The sequence below is a fragment of the Streptomyces sp. NPDC006339 genome, from assembly GCF_040612775.1.
GTDB lineage: Bacteria > Actinomycetota > Actinomycetes > Streptomycetales > Streptomycetaceae > Streptomyces.
The window spans coordinates 111515-134420 of sequence record NZ_JBEXQW010000022.1 but is presented as its reverse complement, the minus strand read 5'-3'; the positions used below and the strand labels follow the sequence as shown (position 1 = coordinate 134420).

General features: G+C 71.4%; 22 protein-coding genes, 1 rRNA gene and 1 riboswitch. Of the genes, 17 read left to right on the top strand and 6 right to left on the bottom strand.

Features of this window, described 5'->3' with window-relative positions:
- The first annotated feature begins 148 nt into the window (after positions 1 to 148).
- From rrf to ABZ135_RS19665, 11 genes are all read left to right on the top strand, one after another.
- A 5S ribosomal RNA gene (rrf, locus tag ABZ135_RS19715) occupies positions 149 to 265 on the top strand.
- Positions 266 to 399: 134 nt separating this feature from the next.
- Positions 400 to 1008 (top strand): CDP-alcohol phosphatidyltransferase family protein, encoded by a 609-nt coding sequence (locus ABZ135_RS19710; protein ID WP_356697411.1) that lies wholly within the window; start codon positions 400 to 402, stop codon positions 1006 to 1008.
- Positions 1009 to 1122: 114 nt separating this feature from the next.
- Positions 1123 to 3618, top strand: a complete 2496-nt coding sequence (locus ABZ135_RS19705; RefSeq protein ID WP_356697409.1) for a mannose-1-phosphate guanyltransferase — start codon at positions 1123 to 1125, stop codon at positions 3616 to 3618.
- A gap of 103 nt (positions 3619 to 3721) precedes the next feature.
- Positions 3722 to 4657: a DUF881 domain-containing protein gene (locus ABZ135_RS19700; RefSeq protein ID WP_356697419.1), complete on the top strand. Its 936-nt coding sequence runs from the start codon at positions 3722 to 3724 to the stop codon at positions 4655 to 4657.
- Positions 4654 to 4986 (top strand): small basic family protein, encoded by a 333-nt coding sequence (locus ABZ135_RS19695; protein WP_015032176.1) that lies wholly within the window; start codon positions 4654 to 4656, stop codon positions 4984 to 4986. Before ABZ135_RS19700 ends, ABZ135_RS19695 begins: the two co-directional genes overlap by 4 nt.
- A gap of 5 nt (positions 4987 to 4991) precedes the next feature.
- Entirely contained in the window at positions 4992 to 5915 is a 924-nt protein-coding gene (locus ABZ135_RS19690) for a DUF881 domain-containing protein (RefSeq protein WP_356697407.1), read from the top strand.
- A 61-nt stretch (positions 5916 to 5976) separates the two neighbouring features.
- On the top strand, positions 5977 to 6939 hold the full coding sequence (locus tag ABZ135_RS19685) for an FHA domain-containing protein (protein WP_356697405.1): 963 nt from the start codon (positions 5977 to 5979) through the stop codon (positions 6937 to 6939).
- Between the two features lie 28 nt (positions 6940 to 6967).
- Positions 6968 to 7711 (top strand): MerR family transcriptional regulator, encoded by a 744-nt coding sequence (locus ABZ135_RS19680; protein WP_356697403.1) that lies wholly within the window; start codon positions 6968 to 6970, stop codon positions 7709 to 7711.
- A gap of 53 nt (positions 7712 to 7764) precedes the next feature.
- Positions 7765 to 8247 (top strand): bifunctional nuclease family protein, encoded by a 483-nt coding sequence (locus ABZ135_RS19675; protein ID WP_352080228.1) that lies wholly within the window; start codon positions 7765 to 7767, stop codon positions 8245 to 8247.
- A 193-nt stretch (positions 8248 to 8440) separates the two neighbouring features.
- A complete protein-coding gene (locus ABZ135_RS19670; protein ID WP_352080229.1) occupies positions 8441 to 9064 on the top strand; it encodes a MerR family transcriptional regulator in 624 nt (207 codons plus the stop codon).
- 100 nt (positions 9065 to 9164) lie between these two features.
- A complete protein-coding gene (locus tag ABZ135_RS19665; protein WP_356697400.1) occupies positions 9165 to 10580 on the top strand; it encodes a DNA polymerase IV in 1416 nt (471 codons plus the stop codon).
- 39 nt (positions 10581 to 10619) lie between these two features.
- On the opposite strand, the gene ABZ135_RS19660 is transcribed toward ABZ135_RS19665, so the two are convergent.
- The gene (locus ABZ135_RS19660; protein ID WP_356697398.1) at positions 10620 to 10994 is read right to left on the bottom strand and encodes a PRC-barrel domain-containing protein; all 375 of its coding nucleotides are present in this window, start codon (positions 10992 to 10994) and stop codon (positions 10620 to 10622) included.
- 114 nt (positions 10995 to 11108) lie between these two features.
- Positions 11109 to 11207: riboswitch (glycine riboswitch) on the top strand.
- Between the two features lie 177 nt (positions 11208 to 11384).
- On the opposite strand from ABZ135_RS19660, the gene gcvP reads away from it, so the two are divergent.
- A complete protein-coding gene (gene gcvP / locus ABZ135_RS19655) occupies positions 11385 to 14270 on the top strand; it encodes an aminomethyl-transferring glycine dehydrogenase (protein ID WP_356697396.1) in 2886 nt (961 codons plus the stop codon).
- A 96-nt stretch (positions 14271 to 14366) separates the two neighbouring features.
- On the opposite strand, the gene ABZ135_RS19650 is transcribed toward gcvP, so the two are convergent.
- Positions 14367 to 14573 (bottom strand): DUF5999 family protein, encoded by a 207-nt coding sequence (locus ABZ135_RS19650; protein ID WP_356697394.1) that lies wholly within the window; start codon positions 14571 to 14573, stop codon positions 14367 to 14369.
- Between the two features lie 303 nt (positions 14574 to 14876).
- Complete coding sequence (locus ABZ135_RS19645) at positions 14877 to 15488, bottom strand: hypothetical protein (RefSeq protein ID WP_356697392.1); 612 nt, start codon at positions 15486 to 15488, stop codon at positions 14877 to 14879.
- Positions 15489 to 15975: 487 nt separating this feature from the next.
- Between ABZ135_RS19645 and ABZ135_RS19640 the strand changes: the two genes are divergently transcribed.
- Positions 15976 to 17484, top strand: a complete 1509-nt coding sequence (locus ABZ135_RS19640) for a glutamate--cysteine ligase (RefSeq protein WP_356697390.1) — start codon at positions 15976 to 15978, stop codon at positions 17482 to 17484.
- Positions 17485 to 17547: 63 nt separating this feature from the next.
- The gene (locus ABZ135_RS19635) at positions 17548 to 18339 is read left to right on the top strand and encodes a type II CAAX endopeptidase family protein (RefSeq protein ID WP_356697388.1); all 792 of its coding nucleotides are present in this window, start codon (positions 17548 to 17550) and stop codon (positions 18337 to 18339) included.
- A 76-nt stretch (positions 18340 to 18415) separates the two neighbouring features.
- On the opposite strand, the gene ABZ135_RS19630 is transcribed toward ABZ135_RS19635, so the two are convergent.
- Positions 18416 to 19225, bottom strand: a complete 810-nt coding sequence (locus ABZ135_RS19630; protein WP_356697386.1) for a PhzF family phenazine biosynthesis protein — start codon at positions 19223 to 19225, stop codon at positions 18416 to 18418.
- A 172-nt stretch (positions 19226 to 19397) separates the two neighbouring features.
- On the opposite strand from ABZ135_RS19630, the gene ABZ135_RS19625 reads away from it, so the two are divergent.
- Positions 19398 to 20024, top strand: coding sequence for a PadR family transcriptional regulator (locus ABZ135_RS19625; protein WP_356697384.1), 627 nt, complete (start codon positions 19398 to 19400; stop codon positions 20022 to 20024).
- Between the two features lie 125 nt (positions 20025 to 20149).
- Here ABZ135_RS19625 and ABZ135_RS19620 read toward each other — a convergent pair whose 3' ends face one another.
- Positions 20150 to 20578, bottom strand: a complete 429-nt coding sequence (locus ABZ135_RS19620; RefSeq protein WP_356697382.1) for an SRPBCC family protein — start codon at positions 20576 to 20578, stop codon at positions 20150 to 20152.
- A gap of 70 nt (positions 20579 to 20648) precedes the next feature.
- Entirely contained in the window at positions 20649 to 20861 is a 213-nt protein-coding gene (locus ABZ135_RS19615; RefSeq protein WP_345490442.1) for a hypothetical protein, read from the bottom strand.
- 313 nt (positions 20862 to 21174) lie between these two features.
- Between ABZ135_RS19615 and ABZ135_RS19610 the strand changes: the two genes are divergently transcribed.
- Positions 21175 to 21705, top strand: a complete 531-nt coding sequence (locus ABZ135_RS19610; RefSeq protein WP_356697417.1) for a Clp protease N-terminal domain-containing protein — start codon at positions 21175 to 21177, stop codon at positions 21703 to 21705.
- Positions 21706 to 21746: 41 nt separating this feature from the next.
- On the top strand, positions 21747 to 22835 hold the full coding sequence (locus ABZ135_RS19605) for an EamA family transporter (RefSeq protein ID WP_356697380.1): 1089 nt from the start codon (positions 21747 to 21749) through the stop codon (positions 22833 to 22835).
- Positions 22836 to 22906 lie beyond the last annotated feature (71 nt).

Here is a 22906-nt window from a genome sequence, read left to right as displayed (position 1 = left end):
CGGATGTGGAAGCCCAGTAATGGGTGGAGCTGACCGGTACTAATAGGCCGAGGGCTTGTCCTCAGTTGCTCGCGTCCACTGTGTTAGTTCTGAAGTAACGAACACGCCCCCCACTTGGTCGGGGTGCGGCGGTTCAACTTCATAGTGTTTCGGTGGTCATAGCGTTAGGGAAACGCCCGGTTACATTCCGAACCCGGAAGCTAAGCCTTTCAGCGCCGATGGTACTGCAGGGGGGACCCTGTGGGAGAGTAGGACGCCGCCGAACAATCATTGTGGGAAAGCCCCGCACCTTATGGTGCGGGGCTTTTCTGCGTTCAGGAGACCCCTGTGCGTCCCGGCCTCCCGGCTGAAGGTAAGGTCAGGGGGCATCGTCAGCTCGTTCCCACAGGAGGCCCCCGGGTGGAGGTCCAGGAGACTCGCGTTCAGACGGACCGGGTCCTCACCATCCCCAACATCCTGAGCATGGCTCGCCTCGCCGGCGTGCCCCTGTTCCTGTGGTTGATCCTCCGCCCCGAGTTCGGCGGGCCCAACAGCGACCCCTGGGCGCTGCTCGTCCTGGCGCTCAGCGGCGTCAGCGACTATCTCGACGGCAAGCTCGCCCGGCGCTGGAACCAGATCAGCAAGCTCGGCCGGCTGCTCGATCCCGCCGCCGACCGGCTGTACATCCTTTCCACGCTGGTGGGCCTCACCTGGCGGGAGATCCTGCCGCTCTGGCTCACCGTCGCCCTTTTGGCCCGCGAGCTGATGCTGCTCGTCATGGTGGGAATCCTTCGCCGGCACGGGTATCCGCCGCCGCAGGTGAACTTCCTCGGCAAAGCTGCCACTTTCAACTTGATGTACGCGTTCCCGCTGCTGCTCCTCAGTGACGGAAACGGGTGGCTGGCGTCACTCGCCGAAGTTTTCGGGTGGGCCTTCGCCGGATGGGGTACAACTCTGTATTGGTGGGCAGGGATCCTCTACGTGGTCCAGGTCCGCCGACTCGTGAAGGCGGATACCGTGGCCGATTGAGCCCGTCCGTACTGCCGAGCAACGGCGCCGGCATGAACGAAGACGCCCCAGGGCCCGTTGAGCGGACAGGTGCAGTCGGCAGGACCGTCGTCTCTTAAGGAGGACGCTTCCGACATGAAGGCCGTCGTGATGGCCGGTGGTGAAGGCACTCGCCTTCGCCCCATGACCTCGAGCATGCCCAAGCCTCTTCTGCCGGTGGTCAACCGGCCGATCATGGAGCATGTCCTGCGACTGCTCAAGAGGCACGGTCTCAACGAGACCGTCGTCACCGTGCAGTTTCTCGCCTCCCTCGTCAGGAATTACTTCGGGGACGGCGAAGAGCTCGGAATGGAGCTCACCTATGCGAACGAGGAGAAGCCGCTCGGCACTGCGGGGAGTGTGAAGAATGCCGAGGAGGCGCTGAAGGACGACGCCTTCCTCGTCATCTCCGGCGACGCGCTCACCGACTTCGACCTCACCGACCTGATCGCCTTCCACAAGGAGAAGGGCGCCCTCGTCACGGTCTGTCTGACCCGGGTACCGAATCCGCTGGAATTCGGCATCACGATCGTCGACGAGGAAGGAAAGGTCGAACGCTTCCTGGAGAAGCCCACCTGGGGTCAGGTCTTCTCGGACACGGTGAACACGGGCATCTACGTCATGGAGCCCGAGGTCTTCGACTACGTCAAGGCGGACGTCCCGGTCGACTGGTCGGGAGATGTCTTCCCGCAGTTGATGAAGGAAGGCAAGCCCATCTACGGCTACGTGGCCGAGGGCTACTGGGAGGACGTCGGCACCCACGAGAGCTACGTCAAGGCGCAGGCCGACGTCCTCGAGGGCAAGGTCCAGGTCGACATCGACGGCTTCGAGATCTCTCCGGGCGTCTGGGTCGCCGAAGGGGCCGAGGTCCACCCCGACGCCGTACTGCGCGGGCCGCTATACATCGGCGACTACGCCAAGGTGGAGGCCGGGGCCGAGATCCGCGAGCACACCGTGATCGGCTCCAACGTCGTCGTCAAGAGCGGTGCCTTCCTCCACAAGGCCGTCGTCCACGACAACGTCTACATCGGGCAGCAGAGCAATCTGCGCGGCTGCGTCATCGGCAAGAACACCGATGTGATGCGGGCGGCCCGGATCGAGGACGGGGCGGTCATCGGCGACGAGTGCCTGATCGGTGAGGAATCGATCGTGCAGGGCAACGTCCGGGTCTACCCGTTCAAGACGATCGAGGCCGGTGCCTTCGTCAACACCTCCGTCATCTGGGAGTCCCGAGGACAGGCCCACCTGTTCGGGGCGAGAGGCGTCTCCGGCATCCTCAACGTGGAGATCACCCCCGAACTGGCGGTGCGGCTCGCCGGCGCGTACGCGACCACGCTGAAGAAGGGCGCGACCGTCACCACGGCGCGTGACCACTCCCGAGGCGCCCGGGCGCTCAAGCGGGCGGTGATCTCGGCGCTGCAGGCCAGCGCCATCGACGTACGCGACCTGGAGAACGTGCCGCTGCCGGTGGCCCGGCAGCAGACCGCACGCGGCAGCGCCGGCGGCATCATGGTGCGTACCTCGCCCGGTGTGCCGGACTCCGTGGACATCATGTTCTTCGACGAGCGGGGCGCCGACCTGTCCCAGGCGGGACAGCGCAAGCTCGACCGGGTCTTCGCACGTCAGGAGTACCGACGGGCGTTCCCCGGCGAGATCGGCGACCTGTCCTTCCCGGCCAGCGTCTTCGACTCGTACACCGGATCGCTGCTGCGGAACGTCGACACCTCCGGGATCGCCGAGGCCGGCCTCAAGGTGGTCGTGGACGCGTCCAACGGCAGCGCCGGGCTCGTTCTGCCCAGCCTCCTCGGCCGGCTCCAGGTGGACTCGCTGACGATCAACCCCGGTCTGGACGAGTCGCGGCCGACCGAGTCCGCCGAGAGCCGGCGGGCCGGTCTCGTACGGCTCGGGGAGATCGTCGCCTCGGCGCGGGCCGCGTTCGGCGTGCGGTTCGACCCCGTGGGTGAGCGGCTGTCGCTCGTCGACGAGCGGGGCCGGATCATCGAGGACGACCGGGCGCTGCTCGTGCTGCTCGACCTGGTCGCGGCCGAGCGCAGATCGGGGCGGGTCGCGCTGCCGGTCACGACCACGAGGATCGCCGAGCAGGTCGCCGCGTACCACGGCACGCAGGTGGAGTGGACGACGACCTCGCCGGACGACCTGACGCGGGTCGGCCGGGAGGAGTCGACGATCTTCGGCGGTGACGGCCGGGGTGGTTTCATCGTTCCGGAGTTCAGCAGCGTCTTCGACGGCGCCGCGGCCTTCGTCCGGCTGATCGGTCTGGTCGCGCGCACCCAGCTCACCCTGAGCCAGATCGACGCGCGGATCCCGCGGGCCCATGTCCTGAAGCGGGACATCGCGACGCCGTGGGCGGTCAAGGGGCTCGTGATGCGGCGGGTGGTGGAGGCGGCCGGCGACCGGTCCGTGGACACCACCGACGGTGTGCGGGTGGTCGAGGCCGACGGGCGCTGGGTGATGGTGCTGCCCGACCCGGCCGAGGCGGTCACCCATCTGTGGGCGGAGGGCCCGGACGACGCCTCCGCCCAGGCCCTGCTCGACGAGTGGTCGGCCGTGGTGGACAGCGCGGGGCACTGAGGAACCGCGCCCCGACGGGTCCGGTGAGGCCGGGAGGTACCGCACGGTACCTCCCGGCCTCTTCGGAGGGGCCATTCGGCGGTAGGGCGTGCGACGTGCGACGATGTGCGGCATGTCGCAGCAGCCCCCCGTTCGGAGCACAGGAACGCCCCCTCCGCGCCCGGATGCGTCCATGTCGCTGCTGAACAACGTGATCGACCACGCGCTCGACGACGGGTACGCGGAGGCGTCGGCCCGGCGGGCGGCGGAGGGCGGTGGCCTTCCCCGTACGATCCGGGCCAAGCTCGGTCTCGCGGCCGGCCTGGTGCTGGCGGCCGCCGTGGTGACGCTCGGAGCGGCCGAGGCGCGGGTGTCGGCGCCCGTGGTGGCCAAGGAGCGGCAGGAGCTGATCGACCGGATCGAGTCGGACGCCTCGGCGGCCGACCGGCTGGAGCAGGACGTCGAGCGGATCCGCGCCGAGGTGGGCGAGCGGCAGCGCAAGGCGCTGGAGCAGCACGGCGGTGACCAGGCCGAGCTCGTGGCGCTGCTGTCCGGGGCGACGCCGGTCCAGGGACCGGGCGTGAAGCTCGTCGTGGACGATGCCAAGGGCACCGACACGGGTGGCGGCGGACCGCGCGAGAGCAGTGGTTTCTCCGACACGGGGCGGGTGCGCGACCGGGACATGCAGCGGGTCGTGAACGGTCTGTGGGAGTCGGGCGCGGAGGCGGTCGCGATCAACGGGCAGCGGCTGACGGCGCTGTCGGCGATCCGGGCCGCGGGTGACGCCATACTGGTCGACAACAAGCCGTTGGTGCCGCCGTACACGATCCTCGCCGTCGGCGACGGACAGCGGCTGAGCACCGCGTTCCAGGACAGCGCCGACGGTCAGTATCTGCACGCGCTGCGGGAGAACTTCGGGATCCGTACGAGCATCTCCGCGGAGGCCGAGGTGCGTCTGCCGGCGGCGCCGAGCCTGATCGTACGTACAGCAGAGCCGAGGGGAGCCGGGGCGAAGGCCACCGGGCGGGCCACGGCCGACACAGGGAAGGGCACATCTTGATCGCCGTACTGGGCCTGATCGTGGGAGTCGTGGTCGGACTGTTGGTCCGGCCCGAGGTTCCCGCGGTGGTCGAGCCCTATCTTCCGATCGCCGTGGTCGCCGCCCTCGACGCGGTCTTCGGCGGACTGCGGGCCATGCTCGACGGGATCTTCGTCGACAAGGTCTTCGTGGTGTCGTTCCTGTCCAACGTGGTCGTGGCCGCGCTGATCGTCTTCCTCGGCGACAAGCTGGGCGTCGGCGCGCAGTTGTCGACCGGTGTGGTCGTGGTGCTCGGCATCCGGATCTTCTCCAACGCCGCCGCCATCCGGCGGCACGTGTTCCGGGCGTGAGGCCGATGAGCGAGAACGATAAGAATCCGGCACAGCAGCCCCCACAGCAGCCCCAGCCCCCGGCCCGGCAGGCACAGCCCCTGCCCCAGCCCGAGCCGCGCCCCGCGGCACCGGCCCCTCAGGCCCCGGCACCGCCACCGCCTCCGGCCCCTGCCCCGGTCCCTCCGGCCCCGGTACCTCCGAGCCCCGCACCGCCGGCCGCGTCCGGGGTCACCGGGCGGCAGCGGCTGGCCGCCAGCCTGTGGCCGCCCAGGGTGAGCCGGGCTCAACTCGTCGTGGCGCTGCTGCTGTTCGTGCTCGGTCTCGGACTCGCCATCCAGGTGCGGTCGACCAGCGACAACAGCGCGCTGCGCGGCGCCCGCCAGGAGGACCTGGTGCGCATCCTCGACGAGCTCGACGACCGCACCCAGCGCCTGGAGGACGAGAAGACGCGCCTGGAGGGCCAGCGCTCGGAGCTGGAGTCCAGTTCGGACCAGGCCGAGGAGGCGCGGAGGCAGACCCAGGAGAAGGAGCGGCAGCTCGGGATCCTGGCCGGCACGGTCGCCGCCGAGGGCCCGGGGATCACGCTGACGATCACGGACTCCACCGGTGCCGTCGAGTCGGACATGCTGCTCGACGCCATCCAGGAACTGCGAGCCGCGGGTGCGGAGGCCATCCAGGTCAACGACGTGCGCGTGGTGGCGGACAGCTATTTCTCGGGCGGCGGACGCGATATGCGGATCGATGGAACGCAGGTGGCCGCTCCGTACGTCTTCAAGGTCATCGGCAAGCCGGAGGATCTGGAGCCCGCGCTCAACATCCCCGGCGGTGTCGTCCAGACACTGGAGAAGGAGCAGGCCACGGCCACGGTGCAGCGTTCAGGGAAGATCGTCGTCGACGCCTTGCGGCCTGCGAAGCGGCCTGACTACGCTCGGTCGTCCTCGCAGTGAGGCGGGGGTCCGTGACGGTCACGCGGCAAGGGCATGACCTTGCGGGGGGTCGCCGCACCACATGGGTGGTGCGTGGTGGAAACTGTCGAGTGGCCACGGACGTTGTGAAGGTGTCCGGGTCGGCAGGTGTGTTCAGTCAGGGTTCGTCCTGCCCCACGGGCGGGTCTGTTTCGGTCAAGGGGAATCGCCCGTGAAGTTGTTTGCGAAGTTGTTCGGCAAGAGCGGACGCGAGGACGGCGGCAACGCCAAGCATCGCGCGCCGCGCCACGCGCAGGGTGAGGAACAGGGCGGCGAGCGCCCCCTCTTCCGCGACGAGGTCGGTGGTCCGGGTGGCGACATTCCGGGCACACAGGGCGCGTCGTCTGTTGACCCTGCCGGTGCCGCGCGCATAGGTTTCGGAGAACCATCAACCTCAGGTACGGGTGGAGGGTCGACCTCCGACCCGTACGCGACCCAGACCTCCGCGGGGCAGCCGCGGCAGGAGGACGCGTCCATGCCGGTGTGTACGAGGTGCGGTCACCGCAATACGGCGGACAGCCGCTTCTGCTCCCACTGCGGCGCGCCGCTGCGCGGCGGGGTGGCTCCGGAGCGCGCGTCCGAGACGACGTCGACGATCTCCATCTCGGGGCTCGAGGCATACGACTCGGAGGTCACCGGGCAGACCGCGCTTCCGGCGCTGTCGCCCGAGGCGCTCGCGGCCGTGGAGGCGCTGCCGTCCGGTTCCGCGCTGCTGATCGTGCGCCGCGGTCCGAACTCGGGCAGCCGCTTCCTGCTGGACGGCGAGCTGACCACGGCCGGCCGTCACCCGCAGAGCGACATCTTCCTGGACGACGTGACCGTGTCGCGTCGCCATGTGGAGTTCCGGCGCGGCCAGGATGGGACCTTCACGGTGTCGGACGTCGGCAGCCTCAACGGCACGTATGTCAACCGGGAGCCGATCGACTCGGTCGTGCTGTCCAACGGCGACGAGGTGCAGATCGGCAAGTACCGGCTCGTCTTCTTCGCGAGCCAGCGGAGCGTGTGACGCTCCGGAGAACCTTCAGGGAAGGTCCATGCTGCGTACACCGACGGGCGGCGCCGGTCTCGGCGCCGCCGCCGCGGGCGACCGGCTGGTCAGCATCGGGACGGTGCTGAGCCAGTTGCGCGACGAGTTTCCCGAAGTGACCATCTCCAAGATCCGGTTCCTGGAGGCCGAGGGGCTCGTCGAGCCCCGCCGGACGGCTTCCGGGTACCGGAAGTTCAGCCCGCAGGACGTGGAGCGGCTCGCTCAGATCCTGCGGATGCAGCGCGACCACTATCTGCCGCTCAAGGTGATCCGCGAGCATCTGGACGCCCTCGCCCGGGGTGAGCAGATCAAGCTGCCCTCGCCCAGTCCCCAGCGGGACCTGCTGGACGGGGCGCTGGAGGCGGACGCCGAGCCGCCCACGGCGGCCAGGATCGGCCGCGCCGAGCTGCTGGCCGCCGCCGAGGTGACCGAGACCGAGCTCGCCGAATGGGAGTCGTACGGCCTGGTCGCCGAGGCGGAGGGCGGCGGCTACGACGCCGAGACCGTCACGGTCGCCAAGCTGGTGGCGGATCTGGGGAGATTCGGTCTGGAACCCCGGCATCTGCGGGCCGTCAAGGCCGCCGCCGACCGGGAGGCCGGTCTGGTCGAGCAGATGGTGGCGCCGCTGCGCCGGCACCGTAATCCGCAGACCAGGGCCCATGCGGAGGCGACCGCGAAGGAGCTCGCCGGGCTGTCCGTACGGCTGCACGCGGCACTGGTCCAGACCGCGCTCGGACTCCGTCTGCAGTGATCTCGGACCGGCCCGACTACCCAAACCGGTCGGGCACGTCCTAGGGTTGCTGTGTGAACGAGCTCGACGTTGTGGGTGTCCGGGTGGAAATGCCCTCCAACCAGCCGATCGTGCTCCTGCGTGAAGTGGGAGGCGACCGCTACCTTCCCATCTGGATCGGACCGGGGGAGGCGACCGCGATCGCCTTCGCCCAGCAGGGCATGGCCCCGGCCAGGCCGCTGACGCACGACCTCTTCAAGGACGTCCTGGAGGCCGTGGGGCAGGAGCTCACCGAAGTCCGCATCACGGACCTGCGGGACGGTGTCTTCTACGCCGAGCTGGTCTTCGCCAGCGGTGTGGAGGTGAGCGCCCGGCCGTCCGACGCGATAGCGCTGGCACTGCGCACGGGAACGCCGATCTACGGCAGTGACGGTGTGCTCGACGACGCGGGGATCGCGATTCCGGACGAGCAGGAGGACGAGGTGGAGAAGTTCCGCGAGTTCCTCGACCAGATCTCCCCGGAGGACTTCGGGACGGGCAACCAGGGCAACCAGTAGGCCGTCCGGCGGGCCGTCAGGTCGCCGACGGAGAGCGCCCTGGGAGCATTCGAGTAGCCTTTCCCCGGAGTGGGGCACGAGAAACCACTCTCAGGGTGATTATCACTCGGCGTGCCGAGTGTGGCGATCGTTGACGCACCCCGAGTGACTGCCTACCTTCGTGTGGGCAGGTCAAGGACGGAGGGTCGGCGTGATGAGCAGCGGCGACGGTACGGCAGGGGGATTCCTGGGGCGTGCCCCCGGGGAGAAGGGCCCGTATCCGCTTCACGGCAGTGTGGGCGACTTCGGTACGGACGAGGGCGCCGCCGCGGACGTGGGCTCGGACGCCATCGGTTACCGCGGTCCCACGGCCTGTGCGGCGGCCGGCATCACGTACCGCCAGTTGGACTACTGGGCGCGCACCGGTCTCGTCGAGCCGAGCGTGCGGCCCGCGTACGGCTCCGGGACGCAGCGGCTCTACAGCTTCCGTGACGTCGTCGTCCTCAAGATCGTCAAGCGTTTCCTGGACACCGGGGTGGCGCTGCAGAACATCCGGGCGGCGGTGCAGCACCTGCGGGCCCGTGGCTTTCGCGATCTGGAGCGGATGACGCTCATGAGCGACGGCGCGACGGTCTACGAGTGCTCCTCGCCGGACGAGGTCGTGGACCTGCTCCAGGGCGGCCAGGGCGTCTTCGGTATCGCCGTCGGAGTGGTGTGGCGGGACGTCGAGGCGGCGCTGTCACAGCTCCACGGCGAGCGCGTGGACACCGGCGAGACGCTGATCGGGCACAACCCGGCCGACGAGCTGGCGCGCCGGCGCCGGGACAGGGCCGTCTGACCCCGGTCACCCGGGGAACGGAATCCCCCGTACGGGGGAACGGAACGGCCCGTACGCGCGTGCGGGCCGATTGTCAGTGGCGTAGGGCAGCATCGGAACCGTGAGAGCCGCGCCCACGATCCTGCATCTCGACATGGATGCCTTCTTCGCCGCCGCGGAGCAGGCGTCGAAGCCGAGTCTGCGCGGAAAGCCCGTGGTGGTGGGCGGGCTCGGGCCGCGCGGGGTGGTCGCCACCGCCTCGTACGAGGCGCGGCGTTTCGGGGTGCACTCGGCGATGCCGATGGCGCAGGCGCGCAGGCTCGCGCCGAACGCGGCGTATCTGGTGCCGCGCTTCGCGTTCTACCGGGCGATCAGCGGACAGGTCATGGAGCTCCTCGGGCGGCTGTCACCGCTGGTGGAGCCGCTGAGTCTCGACGAGGCGTTCGTGGACCTGGAGGCCGGCGGTGTGGCCGACGACAGCGAGAGCGCGCGGGCGGCGGGGGAGCGGCTGCGGCGCGACATCCTGACCACGACCGGTCTGACCGGCTCGGTGGGACTGGCCGGCTCCAAGATGCTCGCGAAGATCGCCTCGGAGGAGGCCAAGCCGGACGGACTCGTGCTGATCGAGCCGGGCACCGAGCGGGAGCTGCTCGGGCCGCGGTCGGTGCGGATCATCCCCGGCATCGGCCCGGCGACCGGTGAGCATCTGCGGCGGGCCGGGATCACCACGGTGGCCGAGGTGGTGGAGGCCGGCGAGGACGAGCTCGTACGGCTCCTGGGGCGGGCGCACGGCGGCTCGCTGTACCGGATGGCCCTCGGGCACGACGACCGCCCCGTGGTGGCCGAGCGGGACGCGAAGTCGGTCTCGGTGGAGGACACCTTCGACGTGGACCTGCACGACCGGCTGCGGATCCGGCTCGAGGTGGAGCGGCTCGCCGAGCGGTGTGTGGCGCGGTTGCGGGGCTCGGGGCACTCGGGGCGGACGATCGTCCTGAAGGTGCGGCGCTACGACTTCTCGACGCTGACCCGGTCGGAGACGCTGCGGGGGCCGACGGACGACCCGGTGGTGGTCAAGGAGGCGGCGGCGCGGCTGCTCGACCTGGTGGACACGACGGGCGGGGTGCGGCTGCTCGGGGTCGGGGTGAGCGGCCTCGCCGACTACACGCAGGAGGACCTGTTCGCGCAGGCGGAGGCGGAACAGGCACGGACGGAGGCGGAGCGGACGGAGGCGGAGCGCGTGGCCCGGGAGCCGGGGGAGACGGCGGTGCCCGAGGCGGCTGCCGCCACCGTGCCGGCCGCGCCGGCGACGGCCACCGAGACCGCGGAGCGGCGCTGGGCGGCCGGGCACGACGTGCGGCACGCCGTCTACGGGCCGGGCTGGGTGCAGGGCAGCGGGGTCGGGCGGGTCACCGTCCGGTTCGAGGAGCCGGGCTCGGCGCCCGGCCGCGTCCGGACGTTCCCGGTCGACGATCCGGACCTGGAGCCCTCCGATCCGCTGCCGCTGGTCCCGGGAGGGGCGACGGGAGCGGTGGCCTGAGCCGCGCGGCCCGGGTGGGCCGGGGTGCTCAGGCGGCCGTCAGGACTCCTCCTGGCCCGCCAGACGGCCGAAGTCGCGGTCCGGGATGTCCTGGGGGACGGCGGGCAGCGCGAGGCTGTAGTGGCGGTAGAGCTGGAGTTCCTGTTCCGGGGACAGGTGGCGGCCGACACCGAAGTCGGGGGCGTCCTTGATCAGGGAGCGCTCGTACGGGATGTGGAGGGCGTCGCCCACCATTTCGCTCGGCTCCAGGGGGACGAAGGCGTCGCGGCTGAAAAGGCCAGTGCGGACGGCGGCCCATTCGGGGACTCCGGTGGCGTCGTCCAGATACACCTCGTCCACCGTGCCGATCTTGTTCCCGTTCCGGTCGTAGGCCTTGCGGCCGATCAGGCTGCGCGGATCGATATCGGTCTGCACGGTCCCTCCAACAGGTCGCAACGGCTCTACACCCCTACGAAAGTGCACATCTGGGATGTCGGCCACTTGAGCGACGGAGAGAAGGAACGGCGCTGGTAGGCTGGCTGTGGCTGTCGACCCCGCGCGGGAGAGTCCTCCGGAGAAACCTTTCGGAGGCGCCGAAGGAGCAAATCCTCCCCGGAATCTCTCAGGCCCCTGTACCGCGCGGACGAGGTCACTCTGGAAAGCAGGGCGGGCGTCGACGGCATCCGCTCTCACCGACGGTGAAAGCCGGTCCTCCGCGAGGCGGGCCGGTGAAGCTCTCAGGTTTGGATGACAGAGGGGGAGGCCGTCCGGGCACCCGCGCCGTGGTGCCCCTCGCAGGTCGTGACGACCAGGAGGCCCCCGCACATGACCGCCAACCGCACTCCGCTCTCCGAGCTCGAGCAGGGCATCCCCTTCGAGCAGCGGCACATCGGACCCGACGCCGAGGCGCGGGCCAAGATGCTCGCCCAGGTCGGTTACGGCTCCCTGGACGAGCTGACCGCCGCGGCCGTACCGGACGTCATCAAGAACGCCGAGGCCCTGAGCCTGCCGGCCGCCCGCACCGAGGCCGAGGTCCTGGCCGAACTGCGCGCCCTCGCCGACCGCAACCAGGTCCTGGCGCCGATGATCGGCCTCGGCTACTACGGCACCTTCACCCCGCCGGTGATCCTCCGCAACGTGATGGAGAACCCGGCCTGGTACACCGCCTACACGCCGTACCAGCCGGAGATCTCGCAGGGCCGTCTGGAGGCGCTGCTCAACTTCCAGACCGTCGTCGCCGACCTGACCGGCCTGCCCACCTCCGGCGCCTCCCTCCTCGACGAGGGCACCGCCGCCGCCGAGGCCATGGCGCTGTCCCGCCGGGTCGGCAAGGTCAAGAACGGTGTCTTCCTCGTCGACGCCGACGCCCTGCCGCAGACCATCGCCGTCATCGAGACCCGCGCCGAGCCGACCGGCGTCGAGGTCGTCGTCGCCGACCTGTCCGCCGGCATCCCGGCCGAGGTCGCCGAGCGCGGCGTCTTCGGCGTGCTCCTCCAGTACCCGGGCGCCTCCGGTGCGATCCGCGACATCAAGCCGGTGATCGACCAGGCCCACGAGCTCGGCGCGATCGTCACCGTCGCCGCCGACCTGCTCGCGCTCACCCTGCTGGCCTCGCCCGGCTCGCTCGGCGCCGACATCGCCGTCGGCACCACCCAGCGCTTCGGCGTCCCGATGGGCTTCGGCGGCCCGCACGCCGGCTACATGGCCGTCCAGGACAAGCACGCCCGCTCCCTGCCCGGCCGTCTCGTCGGCGTCTCCGTCGACGCCGACGGCAACAGGGCCTACCGCCTGGCCCTGCAGACCCGCGAGCAGCACATCCGCCGCGAGAAGGCCACCAGCAACATCTGTACGGCGCAGGTGCTCCTCGCCGTCATGGCCGGCATGTACGCCGTCTACCACGGCCCGGACGGCCTGAAGCAGATCGCGCGGCGCACCCACCGCTACGCCGCGATCCTCGCCGCCGGTCTGCGCGCCGGAGGCGTCGAGCTCACCCAGGGCGCCTTCTTCGACACCCTCACCGCCCGCGTCCCGGGCCGCGCCGACGCCGTCGTCGCCGCCGCCCGCGAGGCCGGCGTCAACCTCTACCGGGTCGACGCCGACCACGTCTCGATGTCCTGCGACGAGACGACGACCCGCGCCCACCTGGCCGCCGTCTGGACCGCGTTCGGCGTCACCGCCGACGTCGAGGCCCTGGACGCCGACACCGAGGACGCGCTGCCCGCCGACGCGCTGCGCACCGACGCGTACCTGACCCACCCGGTCTTCCACGCGCACCGCTCCGAGACCTCGATGCTGCGCTACCTGCGCAAGCTGGCCGACCGCGACTACGCGCTCGACCGCGGCATGATCCCGCTCGGCTCCTGCACCATGAAGCTGAACGCGACCACCGAGATGGAGTCGGTGACCTGGCCCGAGTTCGGCCAGATGCACCCGTTCGCCCCGGTCGAGCAGGCGCAGGGCTACCTCACGCTCATCACCGAGCTGGAGGAGCGCCTCGCCGAGGTCACCGGCTACGACAAGGTCTCGATCCAGCCGAACGCCGGCTCGCAGGGCGAGCTCGCCGGTCTGCTCGCGGTCCGCGCGTACCACCGCGCCAACGGTGACGACCAGCGCACCGTCTGCCTCATCCCGTCCTCCGCGCACGGCACCAACGCCGCCTCCGCGGTGATGGCCGGCATGAAGGTCGTCGTCGTCAAGACGGCCGACGACGGCGAGGTCGACGTCGAGGACCTGCGCGCCAAGATCGAGCAGTACCGCGACGAGCTGTCCGTGCTGATGATCACCTACCCGTCCACGCACGGTGTGTTCGAGGAGCACGTCTCCGAGATCTGCGGCCTGGTGCACGAGGCCGGCGGCCAGGTGTACGTCGACGGCGCCAACCTCAACGCCCTGGTCGGCCTCGCCAAGCCGGGCCACTTCGGCGGCGACGTCTCGCACCTGAACCTGCACAAGACCTTCTGCATCCCGCACGGCGGCGGCGGCCCCGGCGTCGGCCCGGTCGCGGTGCGCGCGCACCTCGCCCCCTACCTGCCGAACCACCCGCTCCAGCCCACCGCGGGCCCGGAGACCGGCGTCGGCCCGATCTCGGCCGCCCCCTGGGGCTCCGCCGGCATTCTGCCGATCTCCTGGTCGTACGTGCGCCTGATGGGCGGCGAGGGCCTCAAGCGTGCCACCCAGGTCGCCGTCCTCGCGGCGAACTACATCGCCAAGCGCCTGGAGCCGCACTACCCGGTGCTCTACACGGGCCCGGCCGGCCTGGTCGCCCACGAGTGCATCGTCGACCTGCGCCCGCTGTCCAAGGCCACCGGCGTCAGCGTCGACGACATCGCCAAGCGGCTGATCGACTACGGCTTCCACGCGCCGACGATGTCGTTCCCGGTGGCCGGCACGCTGATGATCGAGCCCACCGAGTCCGAGGACCTGACCGAGCTCGACCGCTTCTGCGACACGATGATCGCGATCCGGGCGGAGATCGAGAAGGTCGGCTCCGGGGAGTGGCCGGCCGAGGACAACCCGCTGCGCAACGCCCCGCACACCGCGGCCGCGCTGGGCGGCGAGTGGAACCACCCGTACACCCGCGAGGAGGCGGTCTTCCCGGCCGGCGTCTCGACCGCCGACAAGTACTGGCCGCCGGTCCGCCGCATCGACGGGGCCTTCGGCGACCGCAACCTGGTCTGCTCCTGCCCGCCGCTGGACGAGTACGACAACTGACCGTCGGCGACGGAACATGAGTCGAGGGCCGGTCCGGAGGATCTCTCCGGGCCGGCCCTCGGTCTTTCCCGATGGTTCGGTGGTTCCGTGGTCCCGTCAGGCCGCCGTCGTCACCCGGCCCGCCGTCAGCGGGCGGTGCGGGGCGATGATCCGCCCGTCCGGCAGCAGCTCACCGGTGTCCTCGAAGATCAGGACCCCGTTGCACAGCAGGCTCCACCCCTGCTCCGGGTGGTGCGCCACGCGGCGGGCGGCCTCCCGGTCGGCGGAGTCGGCGGTGGGACAGGCAGGCTGGTGCTGGCACATGGGTGGATTCTTTCGCTGCGTCGTAGTGGATGTCCTGCGGCTCTTCGTAGGCATGGCCGCCCCCGTAGGTCGGTTCGGTTCCGGTCCCAGTCTTGCCCCAAGGACGGCGTTCCGCAGGGATTTCGCGGCAGCTCGTCCTCTCCGGGGAAGACGCATCACCCGCAGGGGCGGTTCAGGTCAACCACCCCCTCTCTTCGGGGGGTTCGGGGTGGTCCCAGTGGGCTAGTCCGAACGGGAGCCTCCTCGGACAGCAGTGCGCCCCGGGACCGGTGGGTCCCGGGGCGCCGGCGCGCGTGGGATGGATCAGGCGGGCGCCGCGGACCCCAGCAGGGGCGGCGGCGCGAGACGCACTCCGATGACGGGCAGGAGATCGGCCGCCCGGTAGGGGCGGTTGGCGGCGATGCCGGGCGGTGCGGGGGCGAGCGGCACCAGGAGGTCGTCCGGGCCCGGCTCGGTGGTTGCGCCGTCCGCCTCGGTGTCGGTGTGCAGCCACAGCGTCAGCATGTACAGCCGCGGCACCGACAGCAGCCGGGGCTGGTACGGGGTGACGAGGGCCTCGGCCTGGATCAGGGCCCGCTCGGTGGCCGTGACGTAGGGCCCCTCGAAGAAGTGGGAGAAGGACCAGCCGTCCGGGGTGAGCATGGTGTCGGCGGCGGCGATCGCCCGGTCCCCGCTCCTGATCAGGAAGCGCCAGCCGGCCAGCACGGTCCGGGGTGGCTGCTGCCCCGTCGCACCGGCGGCTCCGGTGGCGCCGGGCTCGCCCAGCAGATGGACGGGCAGGGGCAGTTCGGGGCTCAGCGGTCCCTGCGCGGCCCGCAGGGCCGGGGTTCGGGGCTCGCGGACCGCCGAGGGCGATCCGAGAGCCGCGAGGACACTGCGGAGGGCCGGCGCGGGGGCCGGGGAGGGTCGGAGCATAGTGGGTCGCCTCTCACTCAGGAGACACGGTGAAGCGTGGGCAGGTTACGACGGCGCTGTCAGCGACGGGGTCAGAGAGGGGGGCCATGGGTCCCATGGCCGGGCGCCAACACTCTGCCTCGTGCGCGGAGTTTATACGACACGTGTTCACACAGTGTTTCCGCTAGAGGGCGCCGATATTCCTGACAAGGCGTCATTCGGTCGTATTCCCAGGGTGATTCGGTGGAATGCCTGCGTCCGGCGGAGCGCTCGCCTGCACTTTCCCCGCCGGGCCGGTCGGCCGAATCCCGACCCCGTCTCTCGCGACAATATGACCGTGGTATATGTCCATTGCCATATGCCCTGAGGGACTGCCTCCGGAGAACCCGCTCCAGATTATCCGCCAACCCGTACGTCCCGCAGGCGTTATGGATCAGCGCGTCGGGGCATCATCGTCCGTGACGCTCGCGGCCGTCGTGGCGGCTGCCCACTCGGGAGGGACGCTTCGATGGGGGAGAAGGTCGTGGCCGACGGGTTCGGCCCGTCCGACCGTCAGCGCTACCGCACCAAGCTCCAGCAATGCCTCGCCGCCCTCGCGCGGCTGCTCGCGGAGAAGCGGTTCGACCGGCCCCGCAATCTCATGGGCCTGGAGATCGAGCTCAATCTCGCGGGCGAGGACGGCCGGCCGCGGATGCTGAACGCGTCGGTCCTGGACCGGATCGCCAGCCCCGATTTCCAGACCGAACTCGGAATGTTCAATCTGGAAGTGAACATCGCCCCGCACCGGCTCGACGGCCACGTATTCGACCGGCTCGCCGAGGAACTGCGCACCGGACTCGGATATGCCGACCGCAAGGCCGCGGAAGTCGGCGCCGGAGTCGTGATGATCGGAATACTGCCGACCCTCACGCAGGACGACGCCGTCCTCGACAACCTCTCCGCCGCCGACCGCTACACGCTCCTCAACGACCAGATCCTCGCCGTCCGCGGCGAGGACTTCACGCTCGACATCCACGGCGTCGAGCGGCTGCGCTGCACCACGGCCTCGATCGTGCCCGAGGCCGCCTGTACGTCGGTCCAACTGCACCTCCAGGTGACCCCGCCCCGCTTCGCGGCGGTGTGGAACGCGGCGCAGGCGATCGCCGGCGTCCAGATAGCCGTCGGCGCCAACGCGCCCTTCCTCTTCGGCCGGGAGCTGTGGCGCGAGTCCCGGCCGCCGCTCTTCCTCCAGGCCACCGACACCCGGCCGCCCGAGCTCCAGGCCCAGGGGGTGCGCCCGCGCACCTGGTTCGGCGAGCGCTGGGTGGACTCGGTGTACGACCTGTTCGAGGAGAACCTGCGCTACTTCCCGGCCCTCCTGCCGATCTGCGAGGACGAGGACCCGCTGCGGGTCCTGGACGAGGGCGGGGTGCCCAAGCTGCACGAACTGGTCCTGCACAACGGCACCGTCTACCGCTGGAACCGTCCGGTGTACGGCTGGGTCGACGGCGTCCCGCACCTGAGGGTGGAGAACCGGGTGCTGCCGGCCGGGCCGACGGTCACCGACGTCATCGCCAACGCCGTCTTCTACTACGGGCTCGTGCGGGCGCTCGCCGAGGAGTCCCGGCCGATCTGGAAGCGGATGGCCTTCGAGGACGCCGACCACAACTTCGAGACCGCGTGCCGCCACGGCATCGAGGCGGAGCTGCGCTGGCCCCGGCCGGGCCGCTCCGGAGGGGTCGGGACGGTACCGGCGGTCAAGCTCGTCCTGGACGAACTGCTCCCGCTGGCCGCGGCCGGCCTCGACGCCTGGCACGTCGAGCGCCACGACCGGGACTTCTACCTGGGCGTGATCGAGGAGCGCTGCCGGCGGCGCGTCAACGGCGCCTCCTGGCAGGCCGACACCTTCCACCGGGCCCTGGAGTCCGGGCTCGACCGCCCCGAGGCCCTCGCCGCCACCACACGCCGCTACCGCGAGCTGATGCACGCCGGCGAGCCGGTGCACACCTGGCCGGTGGGGGTGGACGGCACGGTCTAGGTAGGGTTCCCGTACCCGGTGGGCGATGGGGAATGGGAGACAGGTGTGGTGTCGGAGCAACGAGTGAGAGACGCTTCCCTGCCGCCCGACGGGCTGTCGCGCAGGACGTTGCGCTCCGAGACGCTGCTGGTGCTCGCGCTGTCGCTCGGCGCCAGTGCGGTCTCCTCGCTCATCAGCTTCATCGGCGCGCTGACCAGGCCGGGGGCGCTGAAGGAGCAGGCGGCCACGCTGAACGGCTCCTACGCGCCCGGGCGGCCCTGGCTGGACCTCGCCTGGCAGCTCTTCGGCATCGCCACCGCGCTGGTGCCGGTCGTCCTGGTCGCCCATCTGCTGCTGCGCGAGGGCGCGGCGGGGCGCGGGCTGCGGGCCATCGGCTTCGACCGCACCCGGCCGTGGCCGGACCTCGGGCGCGGGGCGCTCGTGGCGGCCGGGATCGGCAGTGCGGGCCTGGCCTTCTATCTGGCGGCGCGGGCGAGCGGCTTCAACCTCACGGTGGTGCCCGAGTCGCTGCCGGAGGTGTGGTGGAAGTACCCGGTCCTGATCCTCTCGGCGATCCAGAACTCCGTCGTGGAGGAGGTGATCGTCGTCGGCTATCTGCTGCGCCGGCTCGACGGCCTGGGCTGGTCCCCGACGGCCTCGCTGGCGGCGAGTTCGGTGCTGCGCGGCTCGTACCACCTCTATCAGGGCGTCGGCGGCTTCGTCGGCAACCTGGTCATGGGCGTGGTGTTCGTGTGGCTGTACCGCCGGTGGGGCCGGGTGGGCCCGCTGGTGGTCGCCCACGCGCTGCTCGACATCGTGGCCTTCGTCGGATACGGGCTGCTGGCCGGGAAGGTGGGCTGGCTGCCCACCCCGTGAGCGCAGGACCACCGAAGGGGCGTACGGCCGTTGCCGTACGCCCCTTCGTCGTGTCGCGGGCCGGGTGGCCGTGTCGTCAGGCGAGCAGCTCGCCGTCGATGACGGTGACGGCGTGGCCGTTGAGGAGGGTGCGCTCGCCCCGCAGGCGGGTGCGGACGAGGCCGGTGCGGGCGCCGCCCTGGAAGCCGGTCAGATCGTCCCGGCCGAAGCGGGCGGACCAGTAGGGGGCGAGCGCGGTGTGGGCGCTGCCGGTGACCGGGTCCTCGTCGATGCCGACGGCGGGGAAGAAGCCGCGCGACACGAACTGGTAGTCGCCCTCGGGGCGGTCCGCGCGGGCGGTCGCGATGACGCCCCGCTCGGAGTGCAGCTTCAGGGCCGCGAAGTCGGGGCTGAGGGTGCGCACGGTGGTCTCGTCCTCGAGCTCGACGACCAGGTCGCCGATGTGGGCGGCGGTGTCGTGCACGGCGACGGGTTCGGCGCCCAGGGCCTTCGCCAGGCCGTCGGGGACCGGGACCGGGGTCAGCGAGGAGGTCGGGAAGTCCAGGGTGATCGTGCCGTCCGGCTCGGCCGTGGCGAGCAGGACGCCGCAGCGGGCGGCGAAGCGGACGGTGCCGGCCGCGAGGCCCTCGCCGCGCAGGACGTGGGCGGTGGCCAGGGTGGCGTGGCCGCACATGTCGACCTCGGTGGTCGGGGTGAACCAGCGCAGCGCCCAGTCCGCCTCGCCGCCCGGCGGCAGGGGGTGGGCGAAGGCGGTCTCCGAGAGGTTGACCTCGGCGGCCACCTTCCGGAGCCAGGCGTCCTCCGGGAAGGAGTCGAGGAGCAGGACTCCGGCGGGGTTGCCGGAGAAGGGCCGGTCGGTGAAGGCGTCGACGATTCGAATCCGCATGAGCCGGAACGTACCGGAAGCGGAAAACCGCAGGCCAAGGCCAATTCGGGAGTACTGGCCCGGTCGGGTGCCGGCCGGCTGGCGTGGGGGTTCTTGCCGAACGAAGTGTTCCGATATATCGTTGAAGCATCGCGACAGTTCAACGATGAATCCCGATGGAAGGAGCGTTGCGATGCGTACCCATGGACACGGACACGAGCACCGGCACGGACCCGGGCGTGGCTTCGGCGGACCCGGCCCTCGCGGGGACTTCGAGGGGCGGCGCGCCGCCTTCGGCCCGTTCGGGCCGGGGCCTTTCGGCGGCGGACCCTGGGGCGGCGGCTTCGGCGGCCGGGGCGGGCGCGGCGGTGGCCGCGGCCGGGCACGGCGCGGCGATGTGCGCGCCTCGATCCTGGCCCTGCTGAAGGACCGCCCGATGCACGGCTACGAGATGATCCAGGAGATCGGCGAGCGCAGCGGCGGGGCCTGGAAGCCCAGCCCCGGCTCGGTCTACCCCACCCTCCAGATGCTGGAGGACGAGGGGCTGATCGCCAGCGAGAGCGACGGCGGCAAGAAGCTGTTCACGCTCACCGACGCCGGGCGCGCGGAGGCCGAGGCGGGGCCGGAGGCCCCGTGGGAGGAGGCCGGGCGCGGCGTCGACTGGGACGCCCTCAACGAGGTCCGGCAGGCCGGCTTCGGCCTGATGGAGGCGTTCGGCCAGGTCTGGAAGACCGGCAGCCCCGAGCAGCGCCAGAAGGCGGTCGAGGTCATCACCGAGGCCCGCAAGAAGCTGTATCTGATCCTGGCCGACGAGCACTGAGCCGCTCCGGCCGGTGCGAACAAGGCCGAGGGGCCCCGCGGCGAACCGCCGCGGGGCCCCTCGCCGTACCGGGGCGGGACCCTTCGCCGTACCGGGCGGGACCCATCGTCGTGCCGGGCGGGACCTCAGGAGACCAGGCCGGCGAGCTTGCGCAGCGACTCCGTCAGGGCCGCCGTCGCCGAGTCCTTGAGTCTGCCCGCCATCAGGGAGACGGCCGCACCCGTGAACTCCCCGTCGATCCGGACCGTGGTGGCCGCACCGTCGCCGGCGAGCGAGTAGCGCGTGCCCACGACGACACCCATCGGGCCCTTGCCCCGGATCGCGAACACCCGGGCCGGCTCCAGCTCCTCCACCGTCCAGATCACCTCGGCGGGGAAGCCCATGAGCTTCATGTTCTCCGCGAAGGTGGCGCCGGTCTCCAGGACGGCCGGGCCGCCGTCCGGGAAGTTCGTGTGGGTGGCGTTCCACTCCCCGTACGAGCCGAAGTCGGTGAGCCGCGCCCACACCTTCTCGGCCGGTGCCTCGATCCGTGCCTCCGCGCTGACTTCGGCCATGGGGCCACCCCTTCACGCGTACCCGTCGGGACTTCGGTGTCGCGGAACGTAGCCGGAGCGGCCCGAACATTCAATACTGATGAACCGTCAGTTCGGCGGTCTCCCCGTCGATCCACCAGATCTGCGCGGAATCGAACCAGTCGGAGGCGCGCGGTCCGCCGCTCTCGTCGTGACAGTGGAACGCGGCCCAGAAGAGATCGGCCGGCAGCGCCTCCCGCGGTGCGTACACCCGGTAGACGTACTGCCGCCCGTCGAGCGCGAGCAGGGCCACCATCCAGAACATGCCTGAAGGACGACAAGGGGCGGGCCTGTGGTTGCGAACCGGGCGCAAAGCAAGGCGGCGCGCGCCCCGGGAGGCGATGCCGCGCGATCTCCTCCGCAAGGAGGAGGAACCGCCCGCCCGTACCCGACTCCGGTGGGATGCGGACATGCTCCTCGCCGGGGATGTTCCCGGACGTCCCGGCTGATGAGGTGGAAGGGTGCAGCCTCCCGTCCCTCCGGCCCCCGCCCCGCGCGGTTCGGGCCCCCGCCCCGCCCCCGTCCACGCCCGCGCCTCGGCGCCCGCCCACGCCCTCGTGCCCCGGGCGCTCCGGACCCTGCCCGCGGCGCGGCGAGCCGGACTCGAGCGGCGGGCGGAGCCGGAGGACGGCCTGACGCCGGAGCTCCTCGCGACGGTGACCGGCGCCCGGCGCCGGGCCCTGCGCGACGGCGACCGGCAGATCGACACCGCGCACCTCCTGCACTCCCTCGTCGAGGCCGACCCCGAGGCCGCCGCCGCGTTCGACGGCGACCACCGGCTGGCCCGGGTCCTCGGCTATCTCGTCCAGCGCTCCATCGGCTACGGGCTGCGCTGGCAGCGCTCCGTCGAGGACACCGGCTCGGCCCTGCCCGTGGTGCGGGGCGCGAGCGGGAACGGCGCCGACGGCTGGTCGCCCGCGGCCGCCGCCGCCCTCGCGGGGGCCTTCGAACGGGCCGCGCGGCGCGGCGACCGGCGGGCCCGCGGCCTCGATCTGCTCGCGGCCCTCACCGCCGATCCGGACAGCCGGGCCGCCGAGGTGCTGCGCCGGGCCGGGGTCGACCGGGCCGCCCTCGCCGCCCGGATCGGGGAGCCGTCTCAACAGGTGTAACGGGGGTTACGCACCTGACCGGGTCCTGCCATGATGGCCCGATGCACGCGTCTCAGGGGAGAAGCGCCGGCCTGGGACTCGCCCTGGCCTCGGCCTTCGCATTCGGTGGTTCAGGTGTCGCGGCCAAGCCGCTCATCGAGGCGGGCCTCGACCCGCTGCACGTGGTGTGGCTCAGGGTGGCCGGCGCCGCGCTCGTCATGCTGCCCTTGGCCTGGCGCCACCGCGATCTGGTGCGCCGCAAGCCCGCCCTGCTCGCCGGCTTCGGACTGCTCGCCGTCGCGGGCGTCCAAGCCTGCTACTTCGCCTCCATCTCCCGGATCCCGGTCGGCGTCGCCCTGCTCATCGAGTACCTCGCCCCCGCCCTCGTCCTCGGCTGGGTCCGCTTCGTCCAGCGCCGGCCGGTGACCCGCGCCGCCGCCCTCGGCGTCGTCCTCGCCGTCGGCGGACTCGCCTGCGTCGTCCAGGTCTGGTCCGGCCTCAGCTTCGACCTGCTCGGACTGCTCCTCGCGCTCGGCGCCGCCTGCTGCCAGGTCGGCTACTTCGTCCTGTCCGACCAGGGCAGCGCCGACGCGGAACCCGCCGACCCGCTCGGCGTCATCGCGTACGGCCTGCTCGTCGGCGCCCTCGTCCTCACGGTCGTCGCCCGCCCGTGGGGCATGGACTGGTCCGTCCTCACCGGCGACGCCCACCTCGACGGCACCGCCGCTCCGGCCTGGCTGCTGCTCGCCTGGGTCGTCCTGATCGCCACGGTCCTCGCCTACGTCACCGGAGTCGTCTCGGTGCGCCGGCTCTCCCCGCAGGTCGCCGGGGTGGTGGCCTGCCTGGAGGCGGTCATCGCGACCGTGCTCGCGTGGGTGCTGCTCGGCGAGCACCTGGCCGCGCCGCAGATCATCGGCGGTGCGGTGGTCCTCGCGGGCGCCTTCATCGCCCAGTCCTCGACGCCGAAGACGACGGGGGAGGAGCCGGTCGCCGGGTCGGCGGCGGACGGCGGTCCGGCGCATGAGGGTCCGGCGGACGGGGCCGGAGCCGCGGACGGGGCCGGGGGCGGGGGCGGCTTCGCGTCCGCGAGCGGCGACGCGGCACCGGTGGCGGAAGAGGCCGGGTTGTCCGGCCGACGGACCACCTCGTAAGGTGGCGATCATGCACTCGACCGTTCTGCCGCCTCCCGCCGCCTAGCGCGGGCGGCACCTTCCGCTGACGA

Coding starts and splice junctions, on each gene's coding strand:
- ABZ135_RS19705 (WP_356697409.1), top strand. CDS start 1,123: ATGAAGGCCGTCGTGATGGCCGGTGGTGAAGGCACTCGCCTTCGCCCC.
- ABZ135_RS19700 (WP_356697419.1), top strand. CDS start 3,722: ATGTGCGGCATGTCGCAGCAGCCCCCCGTTCGGAGCACAGGAACGCCC.
- ABZ135_RS19690 (WP_356697407.1), top strand. CDS start 4,992: ATGAGCGAGAACGATAAGAATCCGGCACAGCAGCCCCCACAGCAGCCC.
- ABZ135_RS19685 (WP_356697405.1), top strand. CDS start 5,977: ATGGGTGGTGCGTGGTGGAAACTGTCGAGTGGCCACGGACGTTGTGAA.
- ABZ135_RS19680 (WP_356697403.1), top strand. CDS start 6,968: ATGCTGCGTACACCGACGGGCGGCGCCGGTCTCGGCGCCGCCGCCGCG.
- ABZ135_RS19670 (WP_352080229.1), top strand. CDS start 8,441: ATGAGCAGCGGCGACGGTACGGCAGGGGGATTCCTGGGGCGTGCCCCC.
- gcvP (WP_356697396.1), top strand. CDS start 11,385: ATGACCGCCAACCGCACTCCGCTCTCCGAGCTCGAGCAGGGCATCCCC.
- ABZ135_RS19650 (WP_356697394.1), bottom strand. CDS start 14,573: ATGTGCCAGCACCAGCCTGCCTGTCCCACCGCCGACTCCGCCGACCGG.
- ABZ135_RS19645 (WP_356697392.1), bottom strand. CDS start 15,488: ATGCTCCGACCCTCCCCGGCCCCCGCGCCGGCCCTCCGCAGTGTCCTC.
- ABZ135_RS19640 (WP_356697390.1), top strand. CDS start 15,976: ATGGGGGAGAAGGTCGTGGCCGACGGGTTCGGCCCGTCCGACCGTCAG.
- ABZ135_RS19630 (WP_356697386.1), bottom strand. CDS start 19,225: ATGCGGATTCGAATCGTCGACGCCTTCACCGACCGGCCCTTCTCCGGC.
- ABZ135_RS19625 (WP_356697384.1), top strand. CDS start 19,398: ATGCGTACCCATGGACACGGACACGAGCACCGGCACGGACCCGGGCGT.
- ABZ135_RS19620 (WP_356697382.1), bottom strand. CDS start 20,578: ATGGCCGAAGTCAGCGCGGAGGCACGGATCGAGGCACCGGCCGAGAAG.
- ABZ135_RS19615 (WP_345490442.1), bottom strand. CDS start 20,861: ATGTTCTGGATGGTGGCCCTGCTCGCGCTCGACGGGCGGCAGTACGTC.
- ABZ135_RS19605 (WP_356697380.1), top strand. CDS start 21,747: ATGCACGCGTCTCAGGGGAGAAGCGCCGGCCTGGGACTCGCCCTGGCC.